This window comes from Pseudonocardia sp. TMWB2A (genome assembly GCF_017312135.1).
The window spans coordinates 2,665,948-2,687,218 of sequence record NZ_QKQY01000002.1; the positions used below are offsets into that span (position 1 = coordinate 2,665,948).

The 21,271-nt window shown below is 75.2% G+C and carries 23 protein-coding genes; 8 read left to right on the plus strand and 15 right to left on the minus strand.

Annotated features, from left to right (window positions below):
- Positions 1–8: 8 nt before the first annotated feature.
- The 4 genes from DMP17_RS27370 to DMP17_RS27385 form a co-directional block, all read right to left on the minus strand.
- On the minus strand, positions 9–953 hold the full coding sequence (locus tag DMP17_RS27370) for an NAD-dependent epimerase/dehydratase family protein (protein ID WP_337831001.1): 945 nt from the start codon (positions 951–953) through the stop codon (positions 9–11).
- Positions 954–1,028: 75 nt separating this feature from the next.
- Entirely contained in the window at positions 1,029–3,065 is a 2,037-nt protein-coding gene (locus DMP17_RS27375; protein WP_337831002.1) for a DUF6541 family protein, read from the minus strand.
- Between the two features lie 128 nt (positions 3,066–3,193).
- Complete coding sequence (locus tag DMP17_RS27380; protein WP_337831003.1) at positions 3,194–3,661, minus strand: DUF2304 domain-containing protein; 468 nt, start codon at positions 3,659–3,661, stop codon at positions 3,194–3,196.
- A gap of 17 nt (positions 3,662–3,678) precedes the next feature.
- Positions 3,679–4,356 carry a glycosyltransferase family 2 protein gene (locus DMP17_RS27385; protein ID WP_337831004.1) on the minus strand — a complete coding sequence of 226 codons (678 nt, stop codon included), beginning with the start codon at positions 4,354–4,356 and terminating at the stop codon, positions 3,679–3,681.
- 129 nt (positions 4,357–4,485) lie between these two features.
- Between DMP17_RS27385 and DMP17_RS27390 the strand changes: the two genes are divergently transcribed.
- The 4 genes from DMP17_RS27390 to DMP17_RS27405 all read left to right on the plus strand — a co-directional run bounded on the left by DMP17_RS27390 (position 4,486) and on the right by DMP17_RS27405 (position 8,109).
- Positions 4,486–5,487 (plus strand): putative sugar O-methyltransferase, encoded by a 1,002-nt coding sequence (locus DMP17_RS27390; RefSeq protein WP_337831005.1) that lies wholly within the window; start codon positions 4,486–4,488, stop codon positions 5,485–5,487.
- Between the two features lie 10 nt (positions 5,488–5,497).
- Complete coding sequence (gene pseI / locus DMP17_RS27395; protein WP_062403997.1) at positions 5,498–6,556, plus strand: pseudaminic acid synthase; 1,059 nt, start codon at positions 5,498–5,500, stop codon at positions 6,554–6,556.
- A gap of 84 nt (positions 6,557–6,640) precedes the next feature.
- On the plus strand, positions 6,641–7,243 hold the full coding sequence (locus DMP17_RS27400; RefSeq protein WP_226354546.1) for a TetR/AcrR family transcriptional regulator: 603 nt from the start codon (positions 6,641–6,643) through the stop codon (positions 7,241–7,243).
- Positions 7,240–8,109, plus strand: coding sequence for an NmrA family NAD(P)-binding protein (locus DMP17_RS27405; RefSeq protein ID WP_337831006.1), 870 nt, complete (start codon positions 7,240–7,242; stop codon positions 8,107–8,109). Before DMP17_RS27400 ends, DMP17_RS27405 begins: the two co-directional genes overlap by 4 nt.
- A gap of 3 nt (positions 8,110–8,112) precedes the next feature.
- Here the strand turns inward: DMP17_RS27405 and DMP17_RS27410 are convergent, their stop codons facing one another.
- Positions 8,113–9,237, minus strand: coding sequence for an NADH:flavin oxidoreductase (locus DMP17_RS27410; RefSeq protein ID WP_337831007.1), 1,125 nt, complete (start codon positions 9,235–9,237; stop codon positions 8,113–8,115).
- Between the two features lie 145 nt (positions 9,238–9,382).
- On the opposite strand from DMP17_RS27410, the gene DMP17_RS27415 reads away from it, so the two are divergent.
- Positions 9,383–9,841, plus strand: a complete 459-nt coding sequence (locus DMP17_RS27415; protein ID WP_337831008.1) for an RrF2 family transcriptional regulator — start codon at positions 9,383–9,385, stop codon at positions 9,839–9,841.
- Here the strand turns inward: DMP17_RS27415 and DMP17_RS27420 are convergent.
- From DMP17_RS27420 to DMP17_RS27460, 9 genes are all read right to left on the minus strand, one after another.
- Positions 9,838–10,692, minus strand: a complete 855-nt coding sequence (locus DMP17_RS27420) for an alpha/beta fold hydrolase (RefSeq protein ID WP_337831009.1) — start codon at positions 10,690–10,692, stop codon at positions 9,838–9,840. The genes DMP17_RS27415 and DMP17_RS27420 overlap by 4 nt on opposite strands.
- Positions 10,689–11,162: a GbsR/MarR family transcriptional regulator gene (locus tag DMP17_RS27425; protein ID WP_337831010.1), complete on the minus strand. Its 474-nt coding sequence runs from the start codon at positions 11,160–11,162 to the stop codon at positions 10,689–10,691. Before DMP17_RS27425 ends, DMP17_RS27420 begins: the two co-directional genes overlap by 4 nt.
- Positions 11,163–11,190: 28 nt before the next feature.
- Positions 11,191–11,808, minus strand: coding sequence for an energy-coupling factor transporter transmembrane component T family protein (locus DMP17_RS27430; protein WP_337831011.1), 618 nt, complete (start codon positions 11,806–11,808; stop codon positions 11,191–11,193).
- A complete protein-coding gene (locus DMP17_RS27435; protein WP_337831012.1) occupies positions 11,805–12,482 on the minus strand; it encodes an energy-coupling factor ABC transporter ATP-binding protein in 678 nt (225 codons plus the stop codon). The genes DMP17_RS27430 and DMP17_RS27435 overlap by 4 nt, the downstream gene beginning before the upstream one ends.
- Positions 12,479–13,594, minus strand: a complete 1,116-nt coding sequence (locus DMP17_RS27440; protein ID WP_337831013.1) for a thiolase family protein — start codon at positions 13,592–13,594, stop codon at positions 12,479–12,481. Before DMP17_RS27440 ends, DMP17_RS27435 begins: the two co-directional genes overlap by 4 nt.
- The gene (locus tag DMP17_RS27445; RefSeq protein ID WP_337831014.1) at positions 13,591–14,913 is read right to left on the minus strand and encodes a class I adenylate-forming enzyme family protein; all 1,323 of its coding nucleotides are present in this window, start codon (positions 14,911–14,913) and stop codon (positions 13,591–13,593) included. The genes DMP17_RS27440 and DMP17_RS27445 overlap by 4 nt, the downstream gene beginning before the upstream one ends.
- A complete protein-coding gene (locus DMP17_RS27450) occupies positions 14,910–15,491 on the minus strand; it encodes a biotin transporter BioY (RefSeq protein WP_226354556.1) in 582 nt (193 codons plus the stop codon). The genes DMP17_RS27445 and DMP17_RS27450 overlap by 4 nt, the downstream gene beginning before the upstream one ends.
- An 88-nt stretch (positions 15,492–15,579) precedes the next feature.
- Positions 15,580–16,356, minus strand: coding sequence for a GntR family transcriptional regulator (locus DMP17_RS27455; RefSeq protein WP_337831015.1), 777 nt, complete (start codon positions 16,354–16,356; stop codon positions 15,580–15,582).
- 41 nt (positions 16,357–16,397) lie between these two features.
- A complete protein-coding gene (locus DMP17_RS27460) occupies positions 16,398–16,526 on the minus strand; it encodes a hypothetical protein (protein WP_255625202.1) in 129 nt (42 codons plus the stop codon).
- Between DMP17_RS27460 and shiA the strand changes: the two genes are divergently transcribed.
- Genes shiA through DMP17_RS27475 form a run of 3 tightly spaced genes read left to right on the plus strand, consistent with a single transcriptional unit; the run spans position 16,514 to position 19,730 of the window.
- Complete coding sequence (shiA, locus tag DMP17_RS27465) at positions 16,514–17,845, plus strand: shikimate transporter (RefSeq protein ID WP_226354558.1); 1,332 nt, start codon at positions 16,514–16,516, stop codon at positions 17,843–17,845. The two genes, DMP17_RS27460 and shiA, sit on opposite strands and share 13 nt — an antisense overlap.
- A 26-nt stretch (positions 17,846–17,871) precedes the next feature.
- Positions 17,872–18,738, plus strand: a complete 867-nt coding sequence (locus DMP17_RS27470) for an isocitrate lyase/PEP mutase family protein (protein WP_337831016.1) — start codon at positions 17,872–17,874, stop codon at positions 18,736–18,738.
- Positions 18,735–19,730: a C-terminal binding protein gene (locus tag DMP17_RS27475; RefSeq protein WP_337831017.1), complete on the plus strand. Its 996-nt coding sequence runs from the start codon at positions 18,735–18,737 to the stop codon at positions 19,728–19,730. The genes DMP17_RS27470 and DMP17_RS27475 overlap by 4 nt, the downstream gene beginning before the upstream one ends.
- Before the next feature lie 15 nt (positions 19,731–19,745).
- On the opposite strand, the gene DMP17_RS27480 is transcribed toward DMP17_RS27475, so the two are convergent.
- Positions 19,746–21,269 carry a bifunctional UDP-2,4-diacetamido-2,4,6-trideoxy-beta-L-altropyranose hydrolase/GNAT family N-acetyltransferase gene (locus DMP17_RS27480; RefSeq protein ID WP_337831018.1) on the minus strand — a complete coding sequence of 508 codons (1,524 nt, stop codon included), beginning with the start codon at positions 21,267–21,269 and terminating at the stop codon, positions 19,746–19,748.
- Between the last annotated feature and the right edge of the window lie 2 nt (positions 21,270–21,271).

The following is a 21,271-nucleotide window of genomic DNA, read 5'->3' on the forward strand; positions in this document are numbered from 1 at the left end:
CCGGTGTGTCAGCGCCCGGTGTGCCAGGCCCAGGTGTGCGCGAGGCCCTCGGCGAGCGGGGTCGGCGCGGGCAGGCCGAGCGCGGCGATCCCGCGCGACGGGTCGAGGCAGCTGCGGCGCAGCTCCCCGGCCCGGGCCGGGAGGAACTCCGGCGCGAACGCCTCCGGGGCGAGCCCGGCGATCTCCCCGATCGTCGTGGCCAGCTCGACGACCGTGGACTCGGTGCCGGTGCCGACGTTGAACACCTCGCCGGCCAGCTCCCCGGCCGCCAGCCGGTCGGCCGAGGCGAGCGCCGCCCGGGCGACGTCGCCGACGTAGAGGAAGTCGCGGGTCTGGCCGCCGTCGCCGAACACGGTCGGCCGCAGCCCGGTGCGGGCCCGGTCGCAGAACAGCGAGACCACCCCGGCCCCGCCCGCCGGGTGCTGGCGCGGCCCGTAGACGTTCGCGAAGCGCAGCACCAGCGCCGGGAGGCCGTGCGCCCGCACGAAGAACCGGGTGTAGCGCTCCGCGGCGAGCTTGCTCATCCCGTACGGCGACTCCGGCTCGGCCGGCTCCGCCTCGGTCGTCGGCAGGGGCGCGCCGTCGCCGTAGATGGCGCCGCCGGTGGAGCAGACGACGACCGCGCCCGCGCCCGCGTCCCGGGCCGCCTGCAGCACGCTCAGTGTGCCGAGGACGTTGACCGAGGCGTCGTGCACCGGGTCCTCCATCGAGCGGCGCACGTCGATCTGGGCGGCCAGGTGGAACACCGCGTCCGGGCGGTACTCCGCGGCCAGCGCGGTGAGCGCGGCGGTGTCGCGGATGTCGAGCTCGGCCACCGTGACGCCCGGGGCGAGGTTGTCCCGGGTCCCGGCGGAGAGGTCGTCGACGACGAGGACGTCGTCGCCGCGGGTGAGCAGGGACTCGACCAGGGTGGAGCCGATGAAGCCGGCTCCGCCGGTGACGAGCGCGCGCATACCTGCCTTCCTCCGGGGCGGACGGTGTGTGCACCCGGCTGCGCGCACACGGTAACCGCGGGTGTCCGGGGCGCCTCAGCCGGTGGAGCGGGCGGGGTCCGCGCCGCAGGCGGTGATCCGGTAGAGCGTGCTGCCGCCCCCGGAGAGGACGGGCTCGAACCCCGGTGCGCGGTCGATCTCGGACAGCCCGGGGTAGGTGTCGGCCCGCGGGTCCCACGGCCACCAGGTGACCGGGCCGTCGATGACGTAGCCGACGCCGGTGGCCCGCAGGGCGGGACAGACGACGGGGTCGCGGGCGACGTCGTGCAGCCGCATCCGGACCAGCTCCTGGTCGGGCGTCCAGGTCCCGGACAGGTGCGGGAACAGCACCTGGCGCCCGGTCAGCGGGTAGAGCAGCCCGTTGCCGGTCCACGGGTTCGCCGCGACGACGGCACCCGGTGCGGTCGCCCGGCCCGCCGCCTCCAGGAACTCCCGCTGGCCGGGCTGCAGCACCCGGCCGGTCTCGTAGCGGTAGGCGTCGGCGATCACGGCGGCGTGCACCCCGATGCGGAGCCCGTCGGTGAGTAGGACCAGCGCCGCGGCGAGGACGGCGACGGCCGGGACGGCCAGCAGCCGTCGTCGCTCCGGGGTGGTCTCCGTCCGCCGCAGCGCGGTCACCGCCCGGACCGCCAGGCCGGCCGCGCCGAGCACGCCCAGCGTCGCCAGCGGCACCCCGGTGATCGGGACCATCGCGGCGAGCCGGTGCGAGTCGTTGTACCACGCCCCGGTCAGTGCGGTGACCAGGTCGCCCTCGCGGGCGACGGCGAGGGTGTAGAGCAGCGCCGAGGTCAGGTGCGCCGGCACCAGCCACGCGGTGCGCGCGTGCCGCAGCGCCAGGACGGCGCCGACCACGACCAGCACCGACACCACGACCAGCTCGGGCCGCTTGTTCATCCCGTTCCACAGCACGCCGGTCAGCGCCTCGCGCGCCCCCATCGAGGCCTGCCAGTCGAACGCCCGCACGCCGTCGAGGTAGGGCGACCACGCCAGCAGCCAGACGACGGCGGCGACCGCGGCCAGCGCGCCCGCGGGGGCGAGGGCCGCGGTGGCGAAGCGGCGCTCGCGGACGTGCCGGACCGTGGTGGTCGCGGCCGCGACCACCACGGGGGACAGGCCCAGCACGAGCAGGCTGACCGCGGCGTTGGGGTGCGCCAGCGCCAGCGCGGGGACGGCCGCGGCCCCGAGCAGCAGCGCCCGGAACCGGCCGACCACGCTGTCGCGGGTCAGCCCCAGCACGGTGACGACGGCGGCCAGCCCGGCGGGCACCAGCGCCAGCCCGAGCAGGTTGGGCCACAGGACGCCCCAGTTCAGCAGCAGCCACGGCATCGCGGTGAACGCCGTCGCGAGCACCGGGGTGACGAGCAGCGCCCCGGCCCGGCGCCCGACGACCTGGCGGACGAGCAGCGTGCACGACAGCGGCCACACGACGGCCGCCGCGGCGAACGCGGCGAGGTTCGACGCGGCCGGGATCGACGTGCCGGTGCTCGCCACGACGAGAGAGACGACGTCGTGCCAGGCGGCGGGGTAGGCCGAGGGCCGCCCGGGGCTGTTCAGCTCACCCAGCGTCAGCGACGAGGCGTCGCCGGTCTGCAGGATCCGGGCGACCGCGCTGTAGTGGTAGATCGCATCGTAGGTCGGTGAGATCGCGTCGACGGGCCCGAACGCGAGCATCACGGTCAGCCAGCCGATCGCGACGGTGACGGCCGTCCCGATCGCCAGTGCGATCCCGCCGAGGGGGCCGTCGGGTCCCGCGCGCAGCAGGAACGGCGGACGGTCGCCGGGGTCCCCGCCGGGCTCGGCCCGGTCCCGGCGCACCCACCGGACGGCGGCGCTCACCGCGGCGCACAGCAGCGCGAGCACGGCGGTGGCGCCCAGCACCGGCCACGGTCCCCACGGCACCCCGGCCCGGCCGGCCAGCACCGCGGTGGTCGCGATCAGCGCGACCGACACCAGCGGCCCGGCGCCCCAGCAGACCGCTCCGCGCAGTCCCGCGGCGCGGGCGACGAGTGCCCCGGGCAGTACGCACCACGCCGCGGTCACCAGTGCCACGGGGACGGCCTGGGCCCACGTCATCCCCGGCTCCGCGCGTCGTCGATCGGCAGCCGCATCCGGCGCACCCTACGAGCGTCGTGCCGCAGGCCGGGACGCACGGCCGACGTGTCACCGTCTGCGACCGGATCGTGACCCGCGCGGATCGCCGCTCAGCTCCCGGTGGAGCGGGCCGTCCCCACCTCGTCGGCGGATGCGGTCGCGGCGGGCTCGGTGGTGGCGGGCCGGTGGCCGTTCGTCGTCGCCTGCTGCTCCAGCGCGGTCAGCCGCTGCTCCAGGTCGTTCTCCCGCCGGGTCAGCTCCGCGTCCCGGACGGCGATCTGGCGGGCCAGGTTCGTCAGGTGCTGGCTGATCTCGCGGTCCCGCAGGTAGGTGTTCAGCATGCCGAACACGAACGAGACGACGAGCAGGTAGACCAGCAGGTCCGTGCCGCGGCCGATGCCCACCGCCCGGGCCAGGTAGGTCAGGTCGTCGGGGCGCAGGACCGCGTAGATGTTCAGCACGATGAACGCGCCGAAGGCGATCCGCTTGCTCGCCCGCACGCCGACGCTCTGGCCGCTGCGCACGAAGTAGACGAGCGCGCCGACCGCGGCGGCCAGGAGCAGGATCTGCAGGATCACGGTGTTCGCCTCCTGGGTCATCGCTGCCGTACCGACAGGTCGAACAGGATGTTCACCCCGTTGAACAGCGACTGGCCCTTGGATCGTGAGTACTCGGTGTAGCGGATCGTGACCGGGACCTCGCGGATCCGCCACGACGACCGGGCCAGCGACGCGACGATCTCCGACGCGTGTGCCATCCCGTTCATGGTGATCCGCAGGTCCTCCGCGACCGCCCGGTTCATGGCCCGCAGCCCGTTGTGGGCGTCGGTGAGCTTGAGCTTGCGGCTGGCCGGGGACAGCGCCGCGACGGTGCGCAGCACCAGCCGCTTGAGCGGCGGGACCGGCTCGGTCGACTCCAGGAAGCGCGACCCGAGGACGACGTCGGCCTTGCCGCTGCGCAGGATCGCGGCCATCCGGACGGCGTCGGCGACGTCGTGCTGACCGTCGGCGTCGAAGGTGACGATCCGCTCGGCGCCGTTCAGGAGCGCGTAGTCGATCCCGGTCTGCAGCGACGCGCCCTGCCCGAGGTTGATCGGATGCCGCACCAGGTGCGCCTCGGTGCCGGCGATGCGTTCGGCGGAGGAGTCCCGGCTGCCGTCGTCGACGCACACGACGTTCGGGAAGCTCGTGCGGATCTCCGCGACGACGTCGGCGATGACGGTGTCCTCGTTGTACACGGGGACCACCACCCAGGTGCCGGTGTCGGCGACCACGTCCCACTCCCTCGTCACTGACCGGCGGCCGTCCACAGCCGCACCGCAGAGGCTATCGGTCCGGGGACCCGGGCCGTGCGACGGTGGGTCACGATCGGGGCGAAGGTGATGTTCCGTACCGTTCGTCACATGGACCCGAGGACGCTGCTCGAGCTGATGCTGGCCGACCTGGACAGCGCGCCGGAGCTGTACCGGCCGACGGACTTCTGGAAGACCGGCCTGGAGAAGGTGGTCGCCGACCTGCGGGAACGCGGGTTCGCGGAGTTCCGCAGGCACCCCTCGGCGACGTTCTTCTACGCCCCGCAGTACGCGCCGGTGTCCCGCCCGGCGGCCGCCCTGTCGCGGGCCTTCGGTCTGGCGGGCGGCCCCGGGACGCTGCTGCGCGAGCGGATCGACCAGGTGCCCGTCGCCCGGGCCCACCACGCCACGGTGACCGCGCTCGACCCGGCCGACCGGTCGCCGTCGCTCGCCGGGTTCAGCGAGTCGGCCGCCGGCGCCCCGGCCGAGCAGCTGGTGTTCGACGGCCGCCGGTTCAGCCGGTCGTCGCTGAACTACCTGCGCGGGCTGGTCATGCTCAAGCGCGCCGTGCCGGACCTCGACGTCTCGACGGTCCTGGAGATCGGCGGCGGGTTCGGCACGCTCGGCGAGATCCTGCTGTCGGGCAACCCCGGGCTGCGCTACATCGACGTCGACATCCCGCCGGTCGCCGCCGTCGCCACGCACTACCTGCGCGAGGCGCTCGGGCCGGAGAAGGTCCTGGACTACGCCGCCACCCGCGAGCGCGAGAAGATCGTGATCGACGAGCTGGAGCAGCCGGCGACGGTGCTCTGCTCCTGGCAGCTGCCCCGGCTCACCGGGACCGTCGACCTGTTCGCCAACTTCATCTCCTTCCAGGAGATGGAGCCCGACGTCGTCGCGAACTACGCGAGCCTGGTCACCGACCTGGGCGCCCGCTGGCTGCTGCTGCGCAACTCCCCGACCGGCAAGCCGAACGTCCGCGAGCCCATGCTGCGCCACCGCTACCTGGAGATGTTCGACCGGTTCGAGCTCGTCGACTCCGACGCCGGGCTCTACGGCCAGGACTCCGAGGGCACGGTGTCCGAGGTGATGGTGCTCGCGCGGCGCTCGTAGGGTGGCGCGCATGCGCACCCCGGACCCGATCGAGATCGGCGGCCACCGCGTGGGCCCCGGCGAGCGACCGTTCGTCATCGCGGAGGTCTCCGGCAACCACAACGGCTCGCTGGACCGGGCACTGGAGATCGTCGACGCGATCGCCGGCACCGGGGCGCAGGCGGTGAAGTTCCAGACCTACCGGGCCGACACGATCACCATCGACGCCGACGGCCCGGCCTTCCGGATCCGCGACGACCACGGCCTGTGGGGCGGGCGGAACCTCTACCAGCTCTACGAGCAGGCGCACACGCCCTGGGAGTGGCACGAGCCGCTGTTCGCCCGGGCCCGTGAGCACGGGCTCGTGCCGTTCTCCTCGCCGTTCGACCCGACGGCGATCGAGCTGCTGGAGTCCCTCGACGCGCCGGCGTACAAGGTGGCCTCGGCGGAGCTGGTCGACCTGCCGCTGATCCGGGCGATGGCCGCGACCGGCAAGCCGATGGTGATCTCCACCGGGATGGCGACGCTGGCCGAGATCGACGCCGCCGTCGCCGCCGCCCGGGAGGGCGGTGCGACGCAGATCGTGCTGCTGGCCTGCACCGCCTCCTACCCGGCGGACCCGGTCGACGCGAACCTGCAGACGATCCCCGCGCTGCGCGAGGCGTTCGGCGTCCCGATCGGGCTGTCCGACCACACCCCGGGCATCGGGGTGCCGGTCGCCGCGGTCGCGCTCGGCGCGGTCGCGATCGAGAAGCACGTGACGCTGCAGCGCGCCGACGGCGGCGTCGACTCCGACTTCTCCCTGGAGCCCGCCGAGCTGGCGTCGCTGGTCACCGAGACCGACGTGGCGCGACGCGCGATGGGCCCGGCCCGGTTCGGCCCGCGCGAGTCCGAGCGCGACACCCTCGCGCTGCGCCGCTCGCTGTGGGTGGTCGCCGACGTCGCCGCGGGGGAGCAGGTGACCGCGGACAACGTGCGGTCGATCCGCCCGGCGGGCGGTCTGCACACCGACACGATCGGCACCGTCCTGGGCCGGACCTTCACCCGCGACGTCGCCCGCGGCACGCCGCTGACCTGGGACCTGATCTGACCTGACCGGCCCGGCCGTCCCGGCCGGGTGCCGGTCGGACCCAATTACGATACGATACAGACTCGTATCGGAAGGGGAGTCGTGGTGGGACGCGTCGGACCGGGACGGCCCAGGGACACGACCCGGGGCGAGGCCATCCTCGGGGCGACCCGAGGGCTGCTGGTCGAGCTGGGCTACGACCGACTCTCGATCGAGGCGGTCGCGGCACGGGCCGGGGTCGGGAAGACGACGGTCTACCGCCGTTTCCCCGGGAAGCCCGAGCTGGTGGCCGCGGCGGTCGAGGCCGGGGCGGGAGCCGGACTCCCGGCGCTGCGTGCGCGCGACCTGCGCGGGGCGCTGCTGGAGGTGCTGCGGTGGCTGGCCGACGGTGTCGCGGGGCAGGACGGGGGTCTGGTGGGGGCGATGCTCTCGGCCATGCGCACCGAGCCGGCCCTCGCGGCGGTGATGCGCCGCGTGCTGGATCGCGACGTGGCCGCCATGGCCGACACGGTGTTCGGCGCCGCGGCGCCCGGTGAGACCTCCGGGCCGGGCGCGCGGGAGCTGTTCGCGCAGATCGCCCCGGCGGTGATCGTGCACCGGACACTCGTCGTCGGCGAGCCCTGCGACGAGGACTTCCTGGTGCACCTCGCCGACGACGTCCTGCTCCCCCTGATGACCGTGCCGGAACCGACCGAGGAGAGTTCATGATCATCATTACGGGTGCGACCGGCAGTCTCGGGGCGCGGATCGTCGAGCACGTCCTGGCCCGGGTCCCTGCCGGACGGGTCGGAGTCAGCGTCCGCGACCCCGAGCGGGCGCGGGAGCTGGCGGACCGGGGCGTCCGGGTGCGTCGCGGCGACTTCTCGGAGCCGGCCACCCTCGACCGCGCCTTCGAGGGTGCCGACCGGGTTCTGGTCGTGTCCCCCGACGTGCTCGGTCCCGACGGCGTCGCCCGCAGCGTCGCCGCCGTCGACGCCGCGTACCGGGCCGGCGCCGAGCGGGTGCTCTACACCGGCCACCAGGCCGCGGCTCCGGACTCGCTGTTCGCGCCCGCTCGCGACCACGCCGCGGTCGAGGCCCGTCTGGCCTCGACCGGACGGGCCTGGACGTCGTTGCGGAACGGGTACTACGCGACGAGCCTGCTGTTCCATCTCGGCGACGCGGCCTCGACCGGTGAGCTCCTCGCACCGGCCGACGGACCGGTGGCCTGGACGACGCACGACGACCTCGCGGAGGCGGCCGCCGCCCTGCTCGTCGGGACGGATGTCGCCGACGGGCCGACCCCGCCGCTGACCGCGTCCGAGGCGGTCGACCTGGAGCAGGTCGCACGGACCCTGTCGGAGCTGACGGGACGCACCGTCCGCCGGGTGGTGCTCGACGACGAGGACTTCGTCGCCCGGCGGGTCGCGGCGGGGGTCCCGGAGGCCATGGCGAGGGCGCTGCTGGGCAGCTACCTCGCCGCTCGGCGGGGCGAGTTCGCCACGGCCGATCCCTTCCTCGCGACGCTGCTGGGCCGACCGGCGACCCCGGTCCGCGTCACGCTGCAGGGCATGATCGGGACCGGGACCGCCTGACGGTCAGTGCAGGGTGCCCAGTGCGGCCTTGCTGAACGGCACCAGCTCGGACTCGCGGCCCTCGAGCACCTTCCGCGCCCACTCCGGGTCCGCCAGCAGCGCGCGGCCGACGGCGACGAGGTCGAACTCGTCGTCCTCCAGCCGGTCGAGGAGCTTCTCGACGCCGCTGACCCCGGCGTGCGCGTCGCCGCCGGCGAACATCTCCGGGGCGAAGACCTGGTCCAGGCCGACCGAGCCAACGGTGATCGTCGGCAGGCCGGTCACCTTGCGGGCCCAGCCGGCGATGTTGAGCTCGGCGTCCCACTCCGGGAACTCCGGCTCCCAGTAGCGGCGCCCGGACGCGTGGAACGCGGTGACCCCGGCGTCGGCCAGCGGGGTGAGGACGGTGCCCAGCTCGTCGGGGGTGTGGGCCAGCTTCGCGTCGTAGTTCCCGCCCTTCCACTGCGAGAACCGGAACACGACGGGGAAGTCCGGCGAGACCTGCTCGCGCACCGCGGCGACGATCTCGGCGGCGAACCGGGCCCGCTCGGCCGGGCCGCCCGCGTAGCCGTCGGTGCGGCGGTTGGTGCGGTCCCACAGGAACTCGTCGATCAGGTAGCCGTGCGCGCCGTGCAGCTCGACGCCGTCGAAGCCGATCCGCTCGGCCTGCCGTGCCGCCTCGGCGAACGCGCCGATGATCCGGTCCAGCCCGGCCGCGGTCAGCGCCTCGCCCGCGCCCTCGGTGCCGTCCAGCGCGACGCCGGACGGGCCGACCGACGGGGCCTCCGGGAAGGGCGCCTTGCCGGCCTCGCGGGTGATCCCGACGTGCCAGAGCTGCGGCATGATCCGGCCGCCCGCCCCGTGCACGGCGGCGACGACGTCCGCCCAGCCCGCCAGCGACGCCTCGCCGTGGAAGAACGGCACGGTCGGCACGTCGCCCGCGGACGGGTCGTCGATGTAGGTGCCCTCGGTGATGATCAGGCCGGTGCCGGCGGCGGCGCGCCGGCCGTAGTAGGCCGCGACGTCGGCGCCGGGGACGCCGCCGGGTGAGAGCGCCCGGGTCATCGGGGCCATGACGATCCGGTTGGGCAGCTGCGCGGAGCCGAGGGCGTAGGGACGGCCGAGAAGCCGTGCGGCACGTGTGGACACGGGTCACTCCTGGGGTGAGGCCGTCCAGGCACGTCGGTGGGTCCGGGCGGAGGCGTCAAATGGTTCTGATCAAAGATACATATGACCCGGCGAACTGCAACAGTGACCACCACCTTTTCGGCCGCGGCGGGTACGCTGGCGGCCCGTGACGGGAGGTGAGGTCGTGCTGGACATCCGGTTCTCCAGTGCCCTGCAGGCGATGCTGTACCTCGCCGCCGCGGCCGAGGGCGACAGTCCGACGGTCAGCTCCGGACGGCTCGCCGAGGCCCTCGGGACGAACGCCAGCGTGGTGCGCAAGCTGCTGGTGCCGCTCGGCGTGCACGGCCTCGTCGAGTCCAGCAGGGGGCGCAGCGGGGGTGCCCGGCTGGCCCGGCCGGCCGCGGAGATCACCCTGGCCGAGGTCTACCGCTGCGCGGTGGGGGAGAAGCCGCTCTGGGCGTGCCGCCCGGAGGGCGAGCGCGTCTGCCCTGTGACGACGAACGCCGCGGAGTACTTCGCCCGGCTGACCGCCGAGGTGGAGGGGGCGGTGCTGCAGTCGCTGGGGTACCGGACCCTCGCCGACGCGCTGCGCGAGATGCGGGGCCTGGACCGCGCGGCGACCTAGCCGTCGAGGAACTCCCTGACCAGGGCGTTCACCTCGTCCGGGGACTCCCGGTTGGACCAGTGGCCACGGCCGGGCAGCACCACGAACCGGGCGCCCGGGACGGCCGCGGCCGCCGCGCGCGTCGTCGCGACGGGGACGCCCGCGTCCCGGTCGCCCTGCACGAACAGGGCGGGGCAGCGGATCTCCGCGAGCCGGGGGCGCAGGTCGACCCGCATCCTGCGGAACCCGATCGAGTCGTTCTGCCAGTCGGAGCTGCCCGCGTTCCCGGCCCGGGCCTCGGCCAGGATCTGATCGACGATCCCGTCGAGGTCGGCCACGCGGCCGGCGTCGCCGAAGAGCACGCGCCGGGTGAACGCGGTGACCGCCGCCCGGCTCCGGAACGCCAGGTTCGGCAGGGTGCGCGAGAGCAGCGGCACCCGCGCGGTCAGCCACAGCAGCTGGTGGAGCCCCGGCGGGAAGCTCAGCGTCCCGGCCGGTGCGAGCGCCACGACGCGCTCCACCCGCTCCGGGTGCTCGATCGCCGTGGCCAGCGCGAGGGCGCCGCCCTGGGAGAGCCCGACGACCGCGGCCCGCTCGACGCCGAGGTCGTCCAGCACGTCGACGACCGTCCGGAGCAGCACGTCGTGGCCGGCCCGGCCCCGCCACGGGCGGCTGCGCCCCTGCTTCGGCCAGTCGGGGGCGATGACGCGGTGGTCGCGGGCGAGGTCGGGGATCAGGTGGTGCCAGCTGAGCAGCGCGTTGTCGAGGCCGGCGCCGGAGAGCAGCAGCACCGGGGGGCCGGTGTCGCCCGCGAGGTGGACGTGCAGGTCGCCCTCGGGGCGGGGGATCACGTGGTCGCGCAGGGCCGTCATCGGTGTCTCCCGTTCCGGTGTGCCTCCCAGCGGTCCCAGAGGGCCGGGAGCTCGGCCTCCAGGAAGGCGTAGAGCTCGTGGACCCGCAGGAGCCGCTCCCGCCGCTCCGCGGGGGCGTCGGCGAGCACGTCGAGTCCGTGTTCCAGTACCTGCCGGAACGCCGTCGTGCGGCCGTAGCGGGCGGCGAGCATCCGGCTCCAGCCGTCCGGGGTGATCCGGAACAGCTCCACCCGCGAGTCGCGGGTGCGTACCCGCTCGACGAGCCCACCGGGGGTGAGCATCCGTGTCGCCGTGCTGATCGAGCTGCGGCTGACTCCGAGGGCCTCGGCCAGCTGGGCGGCGCTCTGCTCCGGTGGGTCGCTGACGAGGAGCCAGCCGATCACCCGGCCGGTGATGAGCGGCAGGCCCTCCCGCTCGAACGCCGCGGCGATCTCGTCGACGAGGTCCAGTTCCCGTTCGGTGGGGCCCACGGACCCGACCTTACAGTCTTTGCAGCAATCACTGCACAGAGTCGTCGTCGCCCCACCCGCGCGCGGCCAGTGCCTCCCCGAGCGCGTCCGCGTGCCGCAGTGTCCGCACCAGGAACGGCACGGCGAACGCCGTCGGGGACCGGTCCGCCCCGCGCGCCTTCGCCGCGGCCCGGACCTGCCTGGCGATGCCGGACAGCGTCCCGATCGACTGCACCGTCAGTCCGACGAGAAGGCCGAGGCGCTCGGGTGCGAGACCGAACCGGCGCAGCGGGCCGAGCCCCCGCTCCACCGCGCTGACCAGGTCGTCCACCCGGGTGGTGAGGGTGAACAGGGTCGCCGCGCCCATCGCGGCGACCAGTCGGAGCACGATCACCAGCGTCCGTTCCGGCCCGAGCAGCCACCACTGGACCGCCCCGAGGAGCACCGCCAGCAGCACCAGCGTGCGCAGCACCGGCCGGACCCGGTGCCACGGGATCCGGGCGACCACGTACCCGGCGGCGACGGCCAGGCACAGCCCGCCGAGCACCCGCGGGTCCTCGGTGAGCACCGCCCCGACCGCGAGGGCCAGCACCACGAGCAGCGACGGCCCGGCGGGCGCCCGGTGCAGCAGGCTGTCACCGGGCGCGTAGAGCCCCAGCGGGGTCACGAGCCGCAGAGCCTGCGGTAGTACGCGACGGCCGGACCGGGCTCGTCGTCGGCGACGACCCGCCCGCCGTCGAGGACGACGACGCGGTCGAAGCTCCTCAGCAGGTCCAGGTCGTGCGTGGCGAGCAGGACCTGCTGGCGCAGCCCGGCGAGCCGGTCGGCGAAGGCGTGCTTGTTGCGCAGGTCGAGCAGGGTGGTCGGCTCGTCGCAGACCAGCACGTCCGGGTCCAGCACGAGCACCGCGGCCAGCGCGAGCAGCTGCTTCTGACCGCCGGAGAGCTGGTGCGCGGGGTGCTCGACGTGGTCGCCCAGCCCGAACCCGGCGAGGGTCTCCGCGGCGAGCCGGGCGCGTTCGGCCCGGTCGCGCACGGTCCGGCGCAGCGAGAACGCGACGTCCTCCCCGGCGGTCGGCATGACGATCTGGGAGTCCGGGTCGCTGAAGACGAACCCGACCCGGCGGCGGACGGCGGCGCCGTCGCGGGCGGGGTCGCGGCCGTCGACGCGGACGCTGCCCGAGCTCGGTGCGACGAGCCCGTTCACGGTCCGGGCCAGGGTGGACTTGCCGGAGCCGTTCGCCCCGACCAGCGCGACCCGGGGCTCGGCGAGGGTGAGGGTGACGCCGTCGAGGACGGTGCGCTCGCCGTAGCGGTGCCCGACCGCCTCGAACTCGATCACCGGACCACCCGCCAGCTCGTCGCGACGCCGAGGCCGCCGCCGGAGGACAGCGCCGCGATCCCGGTCTCGCCGCGGCCCTGCACGACGAGCCGGTGGAACAGCCGCACGACCAGCACCGCGCCGGAGGCGCCCCAGGGGTGGCCGAGCGCGATCGCACCGCCGTCCGGGCTCACCCGGTGCTCGTCGATCCCGGCCGCGTCGAGGCAGGCCAGCGCCTGCCCGGCGAACGCCTCGGTGAACTCGACGGCGTCCGGGGCCGCCGGTCGGTCGCGGAGCGCGGCGAGCGCGGGGACGGCGCCGAGCCCGAGGTCGGCCGGGGGGCAGCCGCGGGTGGCGGCCGAGACCAGCGCGAGGCCGGGGACGCCCAGCTCCCGGCGTCGCCACTCCGGCACCAGCGCGACGGCGGCGGCACCGTCGTTCACCCCGCAGGAGTTCGCGGCCGTGTGCACACCGCCGGGGGTGAACGCGGGCCGGAACCGGGCGAGCCGCTCGGGGGTGAAGCGGTCGCGGGGACGCTCGTCGGCGAGCACCGCACCGACCGGGACCAGCTCGTCGTCGAAGCGGCCGGAGCGCTGCGCGTCGACGGCGCGGGCGTGGCTGCGGGCGGCGAAGGCGTCGAGCCGCGCGCGGGACAGGCCCGCCCGGGCGGCGACGTCGTCGGCGGCGGGCCCCATGTCCGGGTCGGGGTCGCCGGCCGGGGCGAACGGCGCGCGGGTGTAGACGGTGCCGTCGGCCCGGGTCCGCGTGGGCGCGGTCGACGGCGACTCGGCGCCCCCGGCGAGGTAGCCGGCGCCGTCCCCGGCGCGGATGCCCGCGGCGGCGGTGAGGATCGCGGCCAGCCCGCTCGCGCACTGCCGGTCCACGGTCATGCCGGGCACGTCGTCGCCGAGCCCGGCGGCGAGCGCCGCGACCCGGGCCGGGTTGCCGCCGGGGCCGAAGACGTTGCCGAGCAGCACGTCGTCGACCGGGGCGCCGAAGGTCCCGGCCAGCGCGGCGAGGACGGGCGCGGCGAGCGCGTCGACGGTCACCGCGCGCAGCGCGCCGCCCGCGGTGCCGATCGGGGTGCGCCGCGCGGCGACGACGACCGGGGTGTCGTCGCCGGGGCCGGTCACTCTGGGCCCCCGAGCGGGACCGCGTCGAGGGTCCCGTCGCGCAGTGCGGCGTCGACGGCGGCGCGGGCGGGCTTGCCCGAGCCCAGCCGCGGCAACGCCCGGGTGACCAGCCAGCGGCGCGGCCGCTTCGCCGGGGACAGCCCGGCCCGCGCCGCGGCGCGCAGCGCCCGCCGGTCCGGGACACCGTCGCGGGCCTCGACGACCGCCGTGACCACCATCCCCAGCGACGCGTGCGGGGTCCCGGCGACGACGACGTCCCCGACGCCCGCGACGCCGCGCAGCACCTGCTCGACCTCCTCGGCGGCGACCAGCGTGCCGCCGGAGGAGATGGTGGTGGCGGCGCGGCCGAGGACGGTCAGACCGCCGTCGCCGGTGAGCTCGGCGCGGTCCCCGACGGTCGTCGGGCCGGGGCCGGCCGGGACGAGCCCGCCGCGGGTGAACCGGCCGCGCACCGACTGCGGGCTGTCCACCCACAGCACGTCGTCGCGCACGGTGAGGTGCACGCCCTCGACGGGGCGCAGCGGCCCGGCGTCGCGGCGGGTGGCGATCAGCGAGTGCTCGGCCGAGCCGTAGTACTCGAGCAGCGTGGTGCCGGGCAGCAGCCGCGCGACCCGCTCCCGCATCCCGGGGGCGACGTGCGCGCCACCGCACACCACGACCCGTGGTGCGGGGCCGCCCGGGCGGCGCTCGCGCTCGTCGAGCAGGGCGGTGAGCTGGGCGGGGACGAGATGGACCGAGCCGCCGTCGGGCAGGTCGGTCGGGTCGAGCCGGCCGCGGGTGACCAGGCCCAGGCCGTGGTGCAGCGCGTGCAGCGCCCCGAACAGGTACAGCGTCGAGGACGGCGGCCCCGGCACGAGGACCGGTCCGGGCAGCGCACCGAGGATGTCGAACCCGATCCGCCAGGAGCGCCGGTCGCGGGCCAGCACGGTGGGGACGCCGGTGCTGCCCGAGGTCGTCGGGAGCAGGAACAGCCCGGGTGTCCGCGCTCCGCCGTCGGCGGTCGCGGTCCGGCCGTCGGTGCCGACGACGTGGTGCGGCGCGGCGTCGGCGAGCACCGCGTCGCGTTCGCGGCCGGTCCAGCCGGCGTCGGCCAGCAGCGACGCCGCGCCCAGCCGGTCCGCGGCGAGCAGGTAGGGCAGCACCGCCCAGCGGGCCCGGGTGGGGGTGTCGAGCACGACGCGTTCCCCGGCCCGCACCCCGAGCCGGGCGAGGCGCTCCCCGGCCGCGGCGACGGCGTCGGCGAGCCCGCGCGGGAGCCAGGGGGCGGGGACGACGGGCGCGGCCGCGTCGTCGGCGGTCTCGCGTTCCGCCCCGCTCACCGGACCCGGGGCTCGGACGACGCGGAGCGGACCGGCAGCAGGTCCGGCAGGGCCCGGTGCACCAGCGACGCGATCAGCGCGGCCAGCACGATCTTGATCAGGTCACCGGGCACGAAGACCAGGGACTGCACGATCCCGCCGGTGACATCGCCGATGTAGACACCCAGCCACGGCATGCCGACCACGTAGTCGGCGAGCAGCCCGGCCAGGCAGGCGAGCAGCAGCACGGGCAGCGACCGCGACCGGAACCGCTGCACGACCAGGCCCGCGACCAGCGCGGACAGCAGCCAGCCGACGAGGAAGCCGCCGCTGGGGCCGAAGAACGCGGCGCCGTTGCGGCCACCGGACAGCAGCGGCAGCCCGACCGCGGTGAGCACCAGCAGCAGCGCGACCGAGGCCGTGCCGAGCCGCCACCCGAGGATCACACCGGCCAGGATCGGGCCGACGTTCTGCAGGACGATCGGGACCCCGGCGACGCCGGCGAAGCCGGGGAACAGCCCGAGGACGGCGATGAACGCGGCGAACACGACCACGCGGGCGAGGTCGGCCGCGGGGAGCGCGGGACGGGATCCGGACACGCGCGAAGGGTAGGCCACCGGTACCGTCCCCAGGCAGGTGTTGCGCGCGGCATCACCCCGGGCCGGGTGACGGCCGGGCGGCACCGGGTCACAGCGAGAGCTTGTTCCGGATCCGCTGCCCGCGGCTGAGCCGGGAACTCCGCTCCCGCTCCTGCAGCGAGGTCGCGTAGACCTGCTTCGCCCGGTCGATGTGGTGTCCCAGCACGGTGACGAGACCGGTGACATCACGGCCGGCCACCAGCTCGACCACGGTGTGGTGCTCGCGCATCGACTCGTCGAAGGCGCCCGCGGTCCGGACCGACAGGTGCACCCGGATCGCCGAGATCTGTGCGTAGATCAGGTCGTAGGCGCTGCGCAGGTAGCGGTTGCCGCAGCAGTCCAGGAACGCCAGGTGGAACTGTGCGTCGAGCTGGTTGTAGCGCAGGAAGTCGGCGGCGTCGAGCGCCTCGCGCATCGGGGCCAGCAGCTCGTCCAGAGTGGACCGCAGCCGCTCGGGATCGGTCTCGAGGGCGAGCTCGATCGCCGCGCACTCCAGTCGCAGGCGGCACTCGCACAGTTCGTGGAGCTGCTCGACGCTCGGCCGGAAGATGTAGGTCCCCGATTTCGGCACGATCTCGACGAGCCCCTGGGTGCGCAGCGTCCTGAGTGCCTCGCGGACCGGGGTCCGGGAGACCCCGAACGCGGAGGAGACGAGGTCCTCGGACAGGGCCTCACCCAGCTCGAAGGCCCCGTCCATGATCGCGGTCCGGAGCCGGGCGGCGACGTCGGCGGCCAGCGATCCGGAACCGTCGGGGCGTCGCGCTGGCATCGCTGGTGTCCCTTGCTCGACCGCGGTGACCGCGGTGCCGGATCTCGGCCCCATCATCGCATCACTACTTGCATCCTAGTTTTCTCCTATCTAGGGTCTCAGTCGCCCGGCGGGATGATCCCGTCGTCCGTGTCGCCGTCGAGCAGCACCGGGCCCGGGTGCACGACGACGATCCGCCCGCCGACGATGGCGTGGCTGTAGGAACGGATGGGGCATGGACGCCGCAACCTTCAGTCCCGAGGACAACCGCCGGGCCCGCCGGGCCGCCTTCGGCAGCTTCGCCGGGGCGGTGATCGACTGGTACGACTTCATCCTGTACGGCCTGGTCGCCGCCCTCGTCTTCAACTCCCAGTTCTTCCCCGGGATCAGCCCGGTGGCCGGCACCCTGGCCGCGTTCGCGACCTTCGGGGTGGGCTTCCTCTTCCGCCCGCTCGGCGGCGTGGTCTTCGGGCACTTCGGTGACCGGATCGGCCGGAAGCAGATGCTGGTCCTGACCATGATCCTGATGGGCTCGGCCACCACGCTGATCGGTCTGCTGCCGACCTACGACTCGATCGGCTGGTGGGCTCCCTTCCTGCTCGTCGTCCTGCGGGCCGTGCAGGGCTTCGCGGTCGGTGGCGAGTGGGGCGGCGCGGCCCTCATGGCCGTGGAGAACGCCCCGCCGAAGCGGCGGGCGCTCTACAGCAGCGGTGTGCAGGTCGGCTACTCCGTCGGCCTGATCATCGCCACCGGCCTGATCCTGCTCATGCGTGCGGTCACCACCGACGAGCAGTTCCTGGCGTGGGGCTGGCGGGTGCCGTTCGTGGCCAGCGTCCTGCTCGTCCTGGTCGGACTCGTCGTCCGGGCCCGGGTCCAGGACTCCGAGGAGGTCGCCGAGCGGGTGGAGCAGGCCGAGCGGGTCGCGGGCGGCCGCCGGGTCCCGCTGCTGGAGGCGCTGCGCAGCCACCCCGGCGCCTTCGGCCGGATCTTCGGGCTCCGCCTGGTCGAGCTGGTCTCCGGCTACATCGTGATCACGTTCGCGGTCAGCTACGCCTCCGACGAGCACGGGTTCTCGAAGGACTTCATGCTCAACGTCGGTCTGCTGGTCGGCGCCCTGGGGATCGTGTCGATCCCCACGTTCGCCTGGCTGTCGGACCGGTTCGGCCGTCGCCGCATCTACCTGACCGGGTCGGTCGTCGGCGTGCTCGCGGCGGTGCCGTTCTTCCTGGCGATCGAGAGCGGTTCGCAGATCGCCGTCGCGCTGCTCGCGGTCATCCTGTTCAACATCGCGCACGACATGGCGGTGAGCGTGCAGCAGCCGCTGTTCACCGAGATGTTCGGTGCGGAGTTCCGCTACAGCGGCGCCGGGGTCGGCTACCAGGTCGCCAGCGCGATCGCCGGTGGGTTCACCCCCTTCATCGCCGCGGCGCTGGTCGTCGCGACCGGGGGCTCCTGGTACCTGGTCGCCGCCTACCTCCTCCTCAGCTGCCTCGTCTCGGCCGTCCTGGCCTGGCGCATCGAGCGCCCCGCGGCCGCGACGACGCCCACCGCCGCCACGGTTGCCTGACCCACCCGGAAACGGAGAGAGACATCATGCTTCCCAGCCCCGCCGCCGCGCTGCGCCGGCTGCTCGCCGGGCCGGACATCGTGCTCGCCCCCGGCGCGGCGGACTCGGTGACCGCCCGCCTGGTGCAGGCCGCCGGCTTCCCCGCCGTCTACATGACCGGCTTCGGCGCGACCGCCAGCCGCCTGGGCACCCCCGACATCGGCCTGCTCAGCCAGACCGAGATGACCGAGCACGCCCGCAACATGACCCGGGCGGTCGGGATCCCGGTGGTGGCCGACGCCGACACCGGCTACGGCGGTCCGTCGAACATCGAGCGCACCGTCCACGAGCACCTGCAGGCCGGCGTGGCGGCCATCCACCTGGAGGACCAGGTCGCGCCGAAGCGGTGCGGCCAGATGGCCGGCGTCCGGCTGATCGACGCGGAGGAGAACGCGGCGCGGCTGCGCTGCGCCGTCCGGGCCCGCGGTGAGCACGACCTGGTGATCATCGGCCGTACCGACGCGCTGCAGTCCGCCGGTGTCGACGAGGCGCTGCAGCGGGCCGCCCGCTACGCCGACGCCGGGGTCGACCTCGTCTTCGTCGACGGGGTGAAGACCGTCGCGGAGGTCGAGAAGATCGCCGCCGGGGTCCCCGGGCCGAAGGTCGTCTCGCTCGTCGACGGGACCGACGCCGCCCGGCTCACGGCGTCGGACCTGCAGGAGCTGGGCTTCGACCTGGCGCTCTTCGCGGTGACCACGCTGTTCGCCGCCACCCGCGCCGCCGCGGACGCGCTCGCGGGCATCGCCGCCACCGGATCGCTCGCCGGCGGTCCGGCCCGTCACACCTACGACGAGTTCACCCGCGTCGTCGACCTCGCCCACCACCAGGACCTCGACCACTCCTTCGGAGCGTGACCGCTGTGCCCACCGTCGTCGTCACCGACTACGAGTTCCCCGACCTCGAGCTGGAACGGACCCTCGTGGAGGATGCCGGGCTGCGGTTCGTCGCCGCCCGTACCCGCACCCCGGACGAGATCGTGGCCGCCTGCGCCGGTGCGGACGGCATCATCAACCAGTACGCCCAGCTCACCGCCGACGTGATCGCCCGGCTGCCCCGGACCCGGGTCATCTCCCGCTACGGGATCGGGCTGAACACGATCGACGTCGACGCGGCGACACAGGCCGGCATCCTGGTCACGAACGTGCCCGACGGCTCGCTCGACGACGTCTCCGACCACGCCGCGGCGATGATCCTCGGTCTCGCCCGCGGGCTGGGCCGCCAGGACCGGTCGATGCGGGCGGGTGGCTGGGACTACGCGGCCTCCGGACCGCTCTACCGGCTGCGGGACCGCGTGCTCGGCCTGGTCGGGTTCGGCCGGATCCCGCAGCGGCTGGCTGTCAAGATGCAGGCGTTCGGGATGCGTGTGCTGGCCACCGACCCGCACGCGGACGCGTCCGCCGCCGCGGCCGCCGGGGTCGAGCTCGTGGAACCCGGGGAGCTCTACCGCCGGGCGGACGTGGTGTCCGTGCACGCCCCCCTCACCCCGGAGACCAGCGGCATGGTGGACGCCGCGGCGTTCGCGGCGATGAAGCCGACCACCTACCTGGTCAACACCGCGCGGGGCCCGGTCGTCGACGAGGCCGCCCTGGTGGAGGCACTGCGCACCGGCCGGATCGCCGGCGCCGGGCTCGACGTCTTCGAGAGCGAGCCGCTCGCCGCCGACCACCCGCTGCGGGGGCTGGACTCGGTCCTGCTGAGCCCGCACTGCGCGTGGTACTCGGTCGACTCGGAGGCCGAGATCCGCACCAAGACCACGCAGAACGTCATCGACGTCCTCACCGGACGGCTACCGGCCTACCCGGTCAACCGACCGGAGACCCCGCGGGCCGCGACCGCGGGCGGCTGACCGGGCCGCGCGGGCTCACAGCGTGCGGTGGAGTGTCCGGAAGCCGTCGTCGTCGGGCGGAGTGGGATCGGCGTAGCCCGCCCGGGCGAACAGCCGTGCCGAGGCGTCGTTCCCGGTGTGCACGACGGCGGTCACCGCGGTCCCGGCGCCGGTCCGGGCCCGCAGGGCGTCCTCCCCGGCGCGCAGCAGCGGCCCGGCCAGCCCCGCGCCGCGGCGCTGCGGGGCGACGGTGATCGAGACCTCCCAGCCGCTGCCGTCGCGGTCCCAGCGGACGGTGCCGACCGGGCCGCGGACGTCGTCGACGACGAGGAGCAGCCGGTCGTCGCGCTCCAGCGAGCCGCTGAGCCAGCGGCGGTGGGCGGCGAGGCCGACCTCGTCGTGGCTGCGCGACCAGCGACGGGTGTCGGGGTCGTTGCGCCAGGCCAGGAGCAGCTCGGCGTCGTCGGTCCGGGCGCGGCGGGCGCGGAGCACCCCGGCGAGCACCCGCTCCTCGGCGGCGACGCGTGCCTCCCGGCCGGAGGACGTGCCCACCGCGGTGGCCAGGGCGTCGACGACCCGGCCCGCGCCCTCGCCGTCGACGACGGTCGCGGCCCGCCCGGCGAGCGCGGCGCGGGCGTCCGGGCCGGTCAGCAGGGCGCGCAGCACGGCCGCGGCTCCGGCCGGGTCGGTGAGGTCCCCGGTCCCGCCCAGCCCGGCGGCGGCACCGGCGTCGACGACGGCCCGGTAGCCCTCGGTCTGGTTGTCCGCGGCCCGGACCAGCGCCATCGGGACGCCCACGCAGCACAGCTCCCACACCGTCGTCCCGGCCGCGCTGACGACGAGGTCGGCCTCGGCCATCGCGGCGGGCAGGTCGGACAGCGGCGGGACCGCGCGGAACGTGGCGGGCCCGCCGGCGGGCAGGTCGAGGGGCCGCCCGCCGGGGACGACGACGTCGACCGCGGCGGGGGCGTCCGCGGCGGCGAGGGCGGCGACCACCCGGGGCAGCAGCCCGGCGGCGTCGGTCCCGCCCATGACGACCAGCACGCGGGGCGGCCCGGTGCCGGGGCCGTCGGCGGTGCGCAGGGCCCGCCGGGTGCGGGCACGGCGGGCCGCCAGCCGCAGCGGGGCGTAGCCGGGGCCGCGGAGCAGGACGGGGGAGCCGTCGTCGGGGCGGGGGTGGTCCCCGGCGCCCATGTTGGGGTCGACCACGACGTCGCCGGGACGCCGGCCGGTCGCGAAGTCCTCCACCGTGGACAGCACGACCCCGGCGTCGTACAGGGCCGGACGCAGGTCGTCGCCGAGCAGGTAGTGGTCGACGTGCACGGCGTCGATCCGGTGCTCACGGGCCAGCGCGGCGAGCCCGCCCGCGGTGTCGGCCGGGGGCAGGACGGGTCCGGGCTCCCGGACCAGCCCGGACCACAGCCAGTCCAGCCCGTCGAGCCGTCCCGACCAGGACACCTCGTGCCCGGACAGCAGCGCGGCCTCGGCGACCGCGGCACACCGCACGGCATGCCCCACCCCCGTCGACGGCCCGGCGTCGCAACGCAGCAGCAGACGCACGG